Origin of the sequence: Larkinella fluvii (assembly GCF_051857545.1) — a bacterium.
Taxonomy (GTDB): Bacteria; Bacteroidota; Bacteroidia; order Cytophagales; family Spirosomataceae; genus Larkinella.
In genome coordinates, this window is the sequence record NZ_JBPZHB010000002.1 from 382271 (window position 1) to 394268 (window position 11998).

Here is an 11998-nt window from a genome sequence, read left to right on the forward strand (position 1 = left end):
TCGCTACCGTTCTGTGTTCGGACTCAATGAGTGCATCATTTTTAAAAGTTCATTGACGGTTTTCCAGTTTCGGGTCGTGGCCGTTACCTTGAGCTTGTTTTCAAAAAAGGTATTGCTCAGTTTGGTGTTGCCATAACCGCCCGGGCAATACACGTATATTTCTTTTCCGGAGAGAGCAAACCGGTCAGTGCCAACGGCTAAATCTTTTATTTTGTCAAGATTCAAGGTGTTGGGGGCATTCGATAGAAACGTGACATGAAGCTTATCAACCTCAGTGTGGTCTTCCTGTAGAAAAGGATTTTGGGCAACGATGTCGGCCAATTTGCTCAATGACCGGGTCAAAACCGGCACCTGAAAGCCAAATGTTTCAACAATTTTCTGCTCAATTTGCCTCGCCAATTGCTCCTCATCGGTAGCAGAATGGGTGAAGACGACGTTACCGCTTTGGATGTACGTTTTGACCTGCTGGCAATTCAATTCCCCGAACAAGTGCTTCAATTCGTTCATAGGGACTTTTTTTTGACCACTGACATTGATGCCACGGAGAATCGCAAGGGTGGTTTCCATACAGTGGAGCTAATAAGTTGTGCGTAAAATAACAGGCGCATTTTAGGTAAACCAGTCCAACATTCAAAGAGGAATGAATATCTGTCGAACTCTTTTCCCGCTTCTGTGTTTCTTTTTATAGAGAATACTTATAAATGCAGTACACGTTATCGTAAAACGGTACCATCACTCCTGGTAAATTGTAATGATCGGAGAAAAAGCAGTAACTATTTGCAAATTTGGCCGTTTTTACGAATTATATTTGCATATTTCCGATATATGTACTTAATTTTGTAACGATTAAGGATACAACACTCAAATGAGTAAACGGAGAAAAAACTTCTTTCTGCACCGGTTATTCTGCTGGCTAATGGCGCTGCACATCATCAACATTAGTGTCGATGTGCCCGAACATTTTTCGCCGAGGATGCTTCATGGTGCCCAAAAAGAAGACTTGTCCGTTAACCGGATTGAAAGCATCGGCGAATTGATTCTTGAAAACTGGCTGGGCATTATCGACGCCCTTCCGGAGCAGGACGATGCCAAAGATGAATCTGACGTCGCCAATATTGAACACGATTATTTCTCTGCCCCTCTTTTTTCTTTTTCCTTAAAGCCTGTTTACTGGCATCTGGCTGCCCGACCCGTTGGACTGAAGTCCATTCGTGTGTTTTCGCATGTTCAGGAGATAAACTCCCCACCACCTCAAGCCTAAGGGGTCTTTCCGCTCAGGCGGAGCGCTTTCAATCCAGTACAACAATACCCTGGTTACCTTTTTACTAGAAATTCAGGTCGGACGCTGTTCAGGGATGAGCATGTCCTGACTTCCCTATACGCTTAAACGCTTAACGAGAAATCATATCACAAACATGAAAGGATACATCATTGCCATTGCGCTATCAATCAGTGCTTTTATCACGGGTTGTAGCAGCCAGGCTGAGGAGAAAACCGAGGTTGAAAAACCGGCACTCCCCATTTTTGAAATTACACGACAGTCTACTACGTTGCAACGTGAATACGCCGGCAATGTGGAGGCCGTCCGGAACGTGGAAATTCGTGCCCGCGTTGGCGGGTTTCTAGATAAAATACATGTTGACGAAGGGCGTCAAGTGAAAAAAGGACAATTGCTATTCCAGATCAACCAGGCTGAGTATCAGGCCGAACTGGCCAAGGCAAGAGCCAATCTGAAGAGCGCGATGGCCGAAGCCAAAACCGCCGAGGTGGAACTGGGTCGTGTGCGGTTATTGGTCGACAAGAAAGTGATTTCGGCCTCCGAACTGGAACTGTCGAAGTCTAAGCTGGATGCTGCTAAAGCCGCCATTGAAGAGGCCCAGTCGGCTCAGGAAAACGCTTCGCTGCGTTTGGCTCACGCCAGCATCCGTGCTCCGTTTGACGGTGTGATCAACCGGATTCCGTCTAAAATGGGCAGTTTGATCGAAGAAGGCGCCCTGCTGACTACGGTTTCGGACATTCGCGAAGTCTATGCGTATTTTCACGTGTCTGAAAAAGAATACCTGGAATACATCAAAAAAGGGAAACACAGCAGCAGTGGACAGGAAGTGACGTTGCTCCTGGCTGATGATACCCCTTACAAGCAGGCCGGTAAAATTGAAACGATGGAAAGCGTCTTCGACGATGGCTCCGGTACAATTGCCTTCCGGGCTCGTTTTCCAAATCCTGACAAAATGCTCAAGCACGGTGCGACGGGCAAAATTCGCCTGAAAAATGAGGTGGACAATGCCGTTCTGGTTCCGCAGAAGGCGGTATTTGAAATCCAGGATAAGAACTACGTGTATGTGGTCGATGCGTCCAATAAAGTGAAAATGAGGAGCTTCGTTCCCCAGAGCCGCGTTGCCCAGTTTTACCTCGTGAAATCGGGGCTTGAACCCGGCGAAAAGATCGTCTACGAAGGCATTCAGAACATCCGTGATGGGATGCAAATTGTTCCGCAGGCCCTGTCGCCCGAAAGTTTGCTGACCTTAAACCCCGCAAAGTCCGAGACCGAAGTGGTTGCCAACTAACCGGCTGGACTTTCAATTATTACTACCCACTCTTCGGTACAGAGCAACCTCTGGTCGCATTCGCGATCGGAGGAATGCCTGTACTTTAGATTTATCAGCACAAAACTATGTTTGATACCTTCATAAAACGGCCTTTGCTCTCCGCCGTAATCTCGGTTTTGATTACGTTGCTGGGCGTACTGTCGCTGATGAATTTACCGGTTACCCAGTTCCCCGACATTGTTCCGCCGTCAGTTGTCGTAACGGCTAGTTATACGGGTGCCAATGCTGAAGTGAGCACCAAAGCCGTGGCTATGCCGCTGGAACGGGCCATCAACGGCGTACCGAATATGACCTACATGACCGCCATTTCGGGGAATGACGGCTCAACCTTGATTCAGGTTTTTTTCAAAGTAGGTACCGACCCGGATCTGGCGGCCGTGAACGTTCAAAACCGGGTAACAACGGTATTGGATGAACTTCCCGAAGAAGTGATCAAGGCCGGGGTAACGACGGAGAAAGAGGTCAATAGCATGTTGTTGTACCTGAACCTGATCAGCACGGATTCGACGGCAGATGAGAAATTCATCTATAACTTTGCCGATATCAATATTTTAGCGGAACTCAAACGCATCGATGGTGTCGGTTTTGTCGATATTCTGGGTGCCAGAGAGTATTCCATGCGGGTCTGGCTCAAGCCCGACCGCATGACGGTTTACAACGTTTCTGCCGATGAAGTCATCGCGGCCATTCGGGAACAGAACGTGGAAGCGGCTCCCGGAAAAGCCGGTGAAAGTGCCGACCGCGATGCCCAGGTCTTGCAGTATGTGCTGCGCTACACGGGGAAATTTATTGAACCCGTGCAGTACGAAAACATCGCGATCCGTACCCTGGACGACGGCTCGATTCTCCGGTTGAAAGATGTTGCTGAAGTTGAATTCGGATCGCTGGACTACGGTATTTTGTCTAAAAACGACGGCCGTCCCTCGGCGGCTATCATGTTGAAACAGCGGCCGGGTTCCAACGCGCAGGAGGTCATTGCCAATGTCAAAAAACGCCTGGCCGAATTGAAAGAAACGACTTTCCCGCCGGGCATGACCTACAACTTTGCCTACGACGTGTCGCGCTTCCTGGATGCCTCGATTCACGAGGTCGTTCGTACGCTTTTCGAAGCTTTCATTCTGGTATTCATCGTTGTTTTCCTGTTCCTCCAGGACTGGCGTTCGACGCTGATTTGCGCCCTGGCGGTTCCGGTGGCGCTGGTCGGTACGTTTGCGTTCATGGATGTGATCGGTTTCTCGGTAAACCTGCTTACGCTCTTCGCGTTAGTTCTAGCCATCGGGATTGTGGTCGATAATGCCATTGTGGTGGTGGAGGCCGTTCATGCCAAAATGACGGAAGAACATTTATCTCCACGGGCGGCTACGTTTGCGGCCATGAAAGAAATCAGCGGAGCCATTGTCGCCATTACGCTGGTGATGTCGGCGGTATTTATTCCGGTCGCTTTCCTGTCGGGTCCGGTCGGTATTTTCTACCGGCAGTTTTCGCTAACGCTGGCGATTTCGATTGTGATTTCGGGGATCAACGCCGTGACCCTGACACCTGCTTTGTGTGCCCTCTTGCTACGACCCGTTCACGGGGAGCAAAAGGGCTTGCTGGGGCGGTTTTTTGCTAAATTCAACCGGGGATATGACTCCCTGGCCGGAAAATACCGGCGCGGTTTGCGTCCGTTTGTGAACCGGGGCGTCGTGACCTGGGGCGTTCTGCTGCTTTTTGTGGCCGCTACCTGGGGAATCAACACCATTTTGCCCGCCGGTTTTATTCCGACCGAAGATCAGGGCATGATTTACGTGAACGTGACCACGCCCGTTGGGGCCACCGTGGAACGGACGGAAGAAGTCATGGATCTGGTTCAGCAGGCGGCTTCCAAACTCGAATCGGTCGAGAACGTATCGACGCTGGCGGGTTTGAGTCTGATGACCGACGGTGCCGGTGCGTCGTACGGGATGGGTATGATCAACCTCAAAAGCTGGGACGAACGGAAGGAGTCGGTCGACGATGTGATTGCCTTGCTGGCCGATAAAACCAAAAATATCAACGACGCCAGCATCCAGTTCTTTTCGCCCCCCACGGTACCCGGTTTTGGGAATTCGAGCGGTTTTGAAATCCGGCTGCAGGACCGCACCCGGAGTGACGATCTGCAAAAGACCAAAAAAGTAACCGATGAATTTATTGCCGAACTGGAAAAACGACCGGAAATCAGCCGGGTGTTCACTAGTTTCGACCCCAGTTTTCCGCAGTATGTGCTACACGTCGATCAGGACAAAGCCGCTCAGAAAGGCGTTTCCATCGACAACGCGATGAGTACGCTCCAGACGTTGATGGGAAGTTTTTACGCGTCCAATTTCATCCGCTTCAATCAGATGTACAAGGTGATGGTTCAGGCTGCGCCCAAATACCGGGCCAAACCGGAAGATGTGCTGAACTTGCGGGTGAAGAACAAGCAGGGTGAAATGGTGCCGTATTCCAATTTTATCACGATGGAACGCGTCTATGGACCAGAGCAGTTGACCCGTTACAACATGTTTACCTCGGCCATGATCAACGGCGAGTCGGCACCCGGCTACAGCAGCGGGGATGCCATCAAGGCGATTCAGGAAGTAGCCAAAGAAAAACTGCCGCGCGGTTTTACCTTCGACTGGTCGGGGATGACGCGCGAAGAAGTGTTGTCGGGCGACCAGGCTATCTGGATTTTTGTGATCTGTCTGGTCTTCGTGTATCTGTTGTTGGTGGCGCAATACGAAAGCCTGTTTCTGCCGCTGGCGGTTTTGCTGTCGTTGCCCGCCGGTATTTTCGGGTCGTTTCTCTGTCTGCAACTGGCCGGTTTGCAAAACAACATCTACGCGCAGGTTTCGCTGGTCATGCTCATCGGTTTGCTGGGTAAAAACGCCATTCTGATCGTAGAGTTTGCCAACCAGAAACAGCAGGAAGGAATGTCGATCCTGAAAGCCGCGATGGAAGGAGCCATGTCGCGTCTGCGACCGATTCTGATGACCTCCTTCGCGTTTATTGCCGGACTGATTCCGCTTTGTATTGCTTCCGGTGCCGGTGCGCTCGGTAACCGTTCCATCGGGACGGCGGCTGCGGGCGGTATGCTCATCGGAACCCTGTTCGGACTCTTTCTGATTCCGGGGCTGTATGTCGCATTTGCCAAGCTCGCCCAACTGCTGCAAGCCAAACCGCCCAAAGACGACGGGCTGGATCAGGTTCCGGTATTAACTCAAACTCACGAAAATGGAACGACCGTTCATTCATAAATCAAGTTATCAAAAGTTTGTTTTTTATCTCATTCCGCTTTTTCTGTTGAGTAGCTGCCGGGTTTCTGAACCCCTGCAACTGCCGAAAGCCCGGACGCTGCCCACGTCGTTTACCGGAAATACGGACTCGACATCGGTTGGCAACCTGAATTGGAAAGCGTTTTTCTCAGACCCGGATCTGGAAAGTCTGATCGATACGGCTTTGGCCCGAAACCCGGATTTGCAGATTGCTTCGCAGCGCATCGAAATGGCCCGCGCCAATTTTGAGTACAGCCGGGGGGCGCTGGTGCCTTCGGTCAGTGCCGTGGCTGCCGCCGGGGTCGACCGGTTTGGGCGCTACACCCTGAATGGTGTTGGGAATTTTGACACCAACCTGTCGCCCAACATTGATGGTAAACAGCGCATCCCCGATGCAACGCCGGAATACTTTCTCGGTTTTCGGAGTAACTGGGAGATTGACCTGTGGGGGAAACTCCGAAACCGCAAACGTGCGGCTTACGTGCGTTTTTTGGCGTCCGAAAAAGGGCGTCATCTGATCGTTACCTCACTCATTGCCGAGGTCGCCCGCTTGTATTACGGGCTTCTGGCGTTGGACAGCGAACTGGAGATTCTTCGCGAAAACCAGGCGTTGCAACAACGGGCGTCCGAACTGGTGGTGGTTCAGAAAGCCGCCGGACGCGTTACCGAACTGGCCGTTCAGCAATTCAATGCGCAATTGCTCAACACCCGGAGCCTGGAAGCGCAGGTGCAACAGCAAATTGTGGAGACCGAAAACCAGTTGAATCAGTTGCTGGGCCGGTTTCCGCAACCCATTGCGCGGAATAAAACCATCAGTAACCAGGAAATGCCGACCCAGCTTTCGGCGGGGATTCCGAGTCAGATGCTGCGTCGCCGACCAGATATCCAGCAGGCGGAGCTGGCGATGGAAGCCGCCAACGTTGACGTGGAGGTGGCTAGGGCTGAGTTTTTGCCTTCGCTAACTCTAACGCCTTACGTGGGCCTGAATGCGTTCCGGGCGTCGGTTTTGCTCGATCCGGCTTCGCTGGCAATCGGTGTGCTGGGGGGACTGGCGGCTCCGGTTTTCAACCGTCGGTACCTGAAATCGAACTACTCGTTGTCGGTTGCCCAAAGCCGGGAAGCGTTTTACGGGTACCAGAAAACCGTGCTGACCGGTTTCAGCGAAGTGACCACCAGTTTGCGCGGGATTGAAAATTACCGCAAGGTAGCTGAACTACAGGCACAGGAAGTGGCGGTATTGGGCCAAGCGGCCACGATTTCCGATGAATTATTCGCGACGGGCTATGCTTCGTACCTGGAAGTGATCACGGCGCAGCGCAGTGTGCTGGCGGCTGAGCTCTCGCTGATTAGTACCAAACGGGCGCAGTTCTTATCTGTCATCGACCTGTATCGGGCGCTGGGGGGCGGCTGGCAGTAAACTAAATGTTGTTACACAGGGTTTATCAGAGGAAATCAGAGTTATCAATTTGAACTCTGCGTAACTCTGATTTTCTCTGTGTAACTCTGCGTAATAACCCTTCTCTATTTTGACTCGCATCGGCCTGCTTTCCGACACCCACGGTTTTTTAGATCCGCAACTATTCACCCATTTTGCGGAATGCGATGAAATTTGGCATGCCGGTGATATCGGTTCGGTGAAGATTATCGACGACCTGCGGGCTTTCAAACCGTTCCGGGGTGTTTTCGGCAATATCGACGACCGGGAGGTGACCCACGAGTGTCCCGAACACCAGCGGTTTGATCTGGAAGGGCTTTCCATCTGGATGACGCACATCGGCGGCACACCGCCCCGGTATAATCCTATTGTCCGGCCCGGTTTGATCCAGCATTCACCGGATCTGTTTGTGTGTGGTCATTCTCATATTTTAAAGGTTACCCGCGATCCAAAAATCAATAACCTGCTGTTTATCAACCCCGGAGCTGCCGGGAAACACGGTTTTCATCCGGTTCGAACCGTGTTGCGGTTTACGCTCGACGCGGGTCGGGTCCGGGATATGGAAGTGATAGAATTGGGTAAGCGGTAAACCAGTTGCCGAAAATTAATACTATATTGGCAACTGGTTTACCTGAATGATTGGTAGTTGATGAAAATTGCAGTTTGGCATAATCTGCGGAGCGGGGGCGGAAGCCGGGCTTTGCACCAGCATATTAAAGGGCTTGCCCAGCGCGGTCATTCTATTGAAGTGTGGACGTCGTCGGTCGCCGATACGAAGTTTCTGGACGTGGACCGGTATGTGGCCAAGACGCACATCCTGCCGTTGTCGATGGACATCCGCATTCGGGATGAATACCGGGATAAGCTCTGGGCGTTGAAATTCGAGCCGGAAACCCGCATCCGGCGAATGCTTGACTTTTGCAGCCGCTGCGCCGATCAGATCAACGCGGGCGGTTTTGACGTCCTGTTTGCCAACTCCTGCATCAATTTTTCGATGCCCTACATCGGCCGGTTCGTTACTATTCCGAAAGCCCTGTATCTGGGCGAACCCAACCGTACCCTCTTTGAATCGTCACCGGAATTGATTTGGGAAGGTCTTCCTCCGGCCAACAGAAACTGGAGGAATGCTGACTACCGGAGCCAGTATTGGGACGATATGTTCAAGATTCGTCAGGCACGGGTGCGGGTGCGGGAAGAAATTCAGAACTACCGCAGTTACGATAAAGTATTGGTCAATTCCTATTTCAGCAACGAAAACGTGCTTCGGGCCTACGGTGGCGCGGGGGAGGTCTGTTATCTGGGTATCGACGCCAGCCTGTTTCCCTATCAAAATTTGCCCCGCGAGCCGTTTGTCATGGGCTTGGGGGCGTTTTTTCAGCACAAACGGCCCGATCTGGCCATCGAGTCGCTGGCGCTGATTCCCGAAGCCATCCGCCCGAAACTGATCTGGGTGGGCGACATGGGCGACACGGCGTATGTCGACAAGTTGAAAGACCTGAGCCAGTCGCTGCGGGTGAACTTTGAACCCAGGGAAAAAATACCGCATCAGGAACTGGTGCAACTCCTCAATACGGCGTCCTGTCTGTTGTACACATCGACCCTGGAACCCTTCGGCCTGGCTCCGCTGGAGGCCAATGCCTGCGGTTTGCCGGTGGTCGCCGTAGCGGAAGGCGGAGTCCGGGAAACCGTTATTGGAAATTACAATGGCCTGTTGGTCAACCGCAAACCGGAAGAAATGGCGCGGGCCGTGGAGCGGGTACTGACGGATAGCGGCCTGGCGGATCGGCTTTCGCGCAATGCCCGGCGGATTGTTCAGGAGCAGTGGACATTTGAAAAGGCCATCGACCGGATCGAGGATGCGCTGTTCAACACGATCGGGAAAGAAAAGGATGTGATTGTGAAGTAGTTGAATTTTTAAGATAGTACTTGGTGCTATTCGCTCATCCCTCTAATTCTGCTATTTATCTCTTTAAATGTCATAATTGTAAGTTGTAGAGATGTAAGAAGTTAATTGTTAGCCCACGGTTAAAACCGTGGGGAAATTACCGAAATAGATTCAGTGTTGAGAACCGTTTTAACGGTTTAAGAGCCTCAAAACCGTTAAAACGGTTTCAATCCTTCAATTCATTTCTTCTTCTGAACCCACCGTTGAAACGGTGGGCTTGCGGTTATTATAACTAGTTGATTAACAGTATAAAAAAACGGCAAGGCGATCAATCAATCGCCTTGCCGTAACCCAAAATCGCTATCGAAAACCGTTTACAACGGAATCTGCTCAAAAACCACCGCCGGTTTCTCCGCATCCTTAAACGCCTTGCGCGGGCGGATGTTGAGTGTCTGGAACAATTGCCGATCCTGGTCTTCCTCCGGATTCGGCGTGGTCAGCAATTTGTCACCGGCAAAAATGGAGTTGGCACCGGCCAGAAAACACAAGGCCTGCTCTTCGGTGTTCATCCGAACCCGGCCCGCCGATAAACGTACCATCGCCTTGGGCATGATGATCCGGGCGGTGGCAATCATCCGAAGCATTTCCCAAACCGATACGCGGGGCTGGTCTTCCAGCGGGGTCCCTTCGACGGGAACCAGCGCATTGACTGGCACGGATTCGGGGTGTTCGGGCAAATTGGCCAGGGTGAGCAGCATCCCGATGCGGTCCTGGTGGCTTTCGCCCATGCCAATGATGCCGCCGGAACAGACCGAAATACCAGCCTGCCGAACGTTGCCGAGCGTATCCAGCCGGTCGTCGTAGGTGCGGGTCGAAATGATGTCGCCGTAGTATTCTTCGCTCGTGTCGAGGTTGTGGTTATAGGCGTACAACCCGGCGGTTTTCAGTTTTTCCGCTTGGGTTTCCGTCAGCATCCCGAGCGTGCAGCACACTTCCATGCCCATCCGGTTGACGCCCTGCACCATTTCCAGCACCTTGTCAAAATCCCGGTTGTCGCGGACTTCGCGCCAGGCGGCTCCCATGCAGAAACGTGTGCTGCCCGACTCCTTCGCCCGGTGCGCGGCCGTCAGCACTTCGTCCACTTCCATGAGTTTGTGAACCTTCACGCTGGTGTGATAGCGCGCGGCCTGGGGGCAGTAGGCACAGTCTTCCGGACAACCCCCGGTTTTGACCGAAAGAAGCGTGCAAACCTGCACTTCCTGCGGATCGTGGTGCTGGCGATGAACCGTGGCGGCCCGGTAGATCAGATCAAGAACAGGGGAGTTATAAATATCGGCGATTTCGTCGCGGGTCCAGTCAGTACGAACGTCAGTCATAGCAACAATCTAGAGCTTGTCAGGTAATAAAGCCAAATATAGGGGGTGGAGGAGTTTGGCGCAAACACAAAGCCACTTCAATCCACCGATGTCTACCGGTTTCTGAAACTTACATCCGGGTTGGTTCGGGTTTTAGGGGTGGAATAGGAGCCAACTGCGGAGCCAGTTTGAGCTGTTTTTGCGCCTTTACCACCAGATAAAGCAGGTAACCGACGATGAAAAGCTCGATGCTGTATTCCAGGATATAAACCGGTTTACTGAAAATTTCGCTCACCGTTTGATAATACGGTTGCCCGATTCGCCACCACAGGGACGGATGGACGGCCGCTGCAATGTTGAATACCAGCAGAAAAACCACTGACGTACGGTTCTGAAAGTCGAGCATTTGAAACACCAGGGGCAACATAAACAGGTAGGTGTAGTTGGCAACGGCATTTTTCTGCACCACCGTCATGATGCTGAACGTGGCGATGTAGAACAGCGGAAAATACGTTCGGTAATCGTGGTTTCCGCGTAACCGCAACACCTGCACCCCCACCAGCAGGCAAATGACCAGCCCGGCGTAGTTCCAGACCGACAGTTCGGCATTGATGAAACCGGAGGTAAAAGGATGCAGCAGGGAAGCCCAGTTGGGAGCTTTCAGGTATTTTCCTTCTTCCAGCGGTTGCTCGATGAACAACGAACCGGTTTTAATGTACAGGAAAATCAGAACCGGGATACCCAGCGTGGCCAGACCCGCCATCAACGGAATCAGCCGACGGGTAAGGAGAAAAAATGGCAGAATGATCAGGATAAAAACCGCTTTGGTTGATAGAATGCCCAACGCCAGCAGCAAACCGCAGAGATACGCATTCCCGTCGCGTTGGAGGGCGACAATGGCCAGCAGGGCAAAAATCCAGAGTGCCACGTCTTCCTGCCCGCTCAGAATGGACATCACGAAAGGAACGGGCAACAGCAGGTAAAATAAGACCCGAAAAAGACGTTCAGCGCGCGGCATAACGTCCTCATAGGTTCGGTATGTCAGCCACACGGCCACCAGTTCAATCAGGGTTAAGAACAGCACCAGCGAGCGGGTATTGTCCCAGAAAAGCAGCGGAATTTCCATCCAGAAACCGTAAAAGGGCGAATACGGATTCAGGACATCCCGGTACGGGATTTCCCGCAGTTTGGCTGAGATGCCAATGGGATAATAGTAGTTGGCGACATCTGACTGGGGCGAAAAGTCGAAGAAAACATAAATGACCACAAACGGAACCAGCCGCAACAGAACCCAGAAAATCAACAGCCAGGGCACCTTTTTTTCGTCCAGAAGCGATTCAAGGACCGGGCGTTTGAACCACGCAACCAGCAGCACGGCACTCAGCAGGAAGGCGGTTACGGCCTTTGCGTAAACAATAAACATAGTTGACGTTCTATGAAAA

9 protein-coding genes are annotated in these 11998 nt (G+C 52.0%); 6 read left to right on the plus strand and 3 right to left on the minus strand.

Going from position 1 to position 11998, the window contains the following annotated elements; translation table 11 throughout:
• Nucleotides 1-3 precede the first annotated feature (3 nt).
• Nucleotides 4-567, minus strand: coding sequence for a DUF1697 domain-containing protein (locus tag ACS5NO_RS05610; RefSeq protein ID WP_439414223.1), 564 nt, complete (start codon nt 565-567; stop codon nt 4-6).
• A 349-nt stretch (nt 568-916) separates the two neighbouring features.
• On the opposite strand from ACS5NO_RS05610, the gene ACS5NO_RS05615 reads away from it, so the two are divergent.
• From ACS5NO_RS05615 to ACS5NO_RS05640, 6 genes are all read left to right on the plus strand, one after another.
• Entirely contained in the window at nt 917-1261 is a 345-nt protein-coding gene (locus tag ACS5NO_RS05615; RefSeq protein WP_439414224.1) for a hypothetical protein, read from the plus strand.
• A gap of 154 nt (nt 1262-1415) precedes the next feature.
• Nucleotides 1416-2567, plus strand: coding sequence for an efflux RND transporter periplasmic adaptor subunit (locus tag ACS5NO_RS05620; RefSeq protein ID WP_439414225.1), 1152 nt, complete (start codon nt 1416-1418; stop codon nt 2565-2567).
• A 107-nt stretch (nt 2568-2674) separates the two neighbouring features.
• Nucleotides 2675-5863 (plus strand): efflux RND transporter permease subunit, encoded by a 3189-nt coding sequence (locus ACS5NO_RS05625; RefSeq protein ID WP_439414226.1) that lies wholly within the window; start codon nt 2675-2677, stop codon nt 5861-5863.
• Complete coding sequence (locus ACS5NO_RS05630; RefSeq protein WP_439414227.1) at nt 5841-7298, plus strand: TolC family protein; 1458 nt, start codon at nt 5841-5843, stop codon at nt 7296-7298. Before ACS5NO_RS05625 ends, ACS5NO_RS05630 begins: the two co-directional genes overlap by 23 nt.
• A 109-nt stretch (nt 7299-7407) precedes the next feature.
• Nucleotides 7408-7905 (plus strand): metallophosphoesterase family protein, encoded by a 498-nt coding sequence (locus ACS5NO_RS05635; protein ID WP_439414228.1) that lies wholly within the window; start codon nt 7408-7410, stop codon nt 7903-7905.
• 60 nt (nt 7906-7965) lie between these two features.
• Nucleotides 7966-9222 carry a glycosyltransferase family 4 protein gene (locus tag ACS5NO_RS05640; protein WP_439414229.1) on the plus strand — a complete coding sequence of 419 codons (1257 nt, stop codon included), beginning with the start codon at nt 7966-7968 and terminating at the stop codon, nt 9220-9222.
• A gap of 353 nt (nt 9223-9575) precedes the next feature.
• Here ACS5NO_RS05640 and bioB read toward each other — a convergent pair whose 3' ends face one another.
• Both bioB and ACS5NO_RS05650 read right to left on the minus strand, forming a co-directional pair.
• Nucleotides 9576-10577 carry a biotin synthase BioB gene (bioB, locus tag ACS5NO_RS05645; RefSeq protein WP_150875963.1) on the minus strand — a complete coding sequence of 334 codons (1002 nt, stop codon included), beginning with the start codon at nt 10575-10577 and terminating at the stop codon, nt 9576-9578.
• Between the two features lie 109 nt (nt 10578-10686).
• Nucleotides 10687-11979 (minus strand): hypothetical protein, encoded by a 1293-nt coding sequence (locus tag ACS5NO_RS05650; RefSeq protein ID WP_439414230.1) that lies wholly within the window; start codon nt 11977-11979, stop codon nt 10687-10689.
• Nucleotides 11980-11998: the final 19 nt, after the last annotated feature.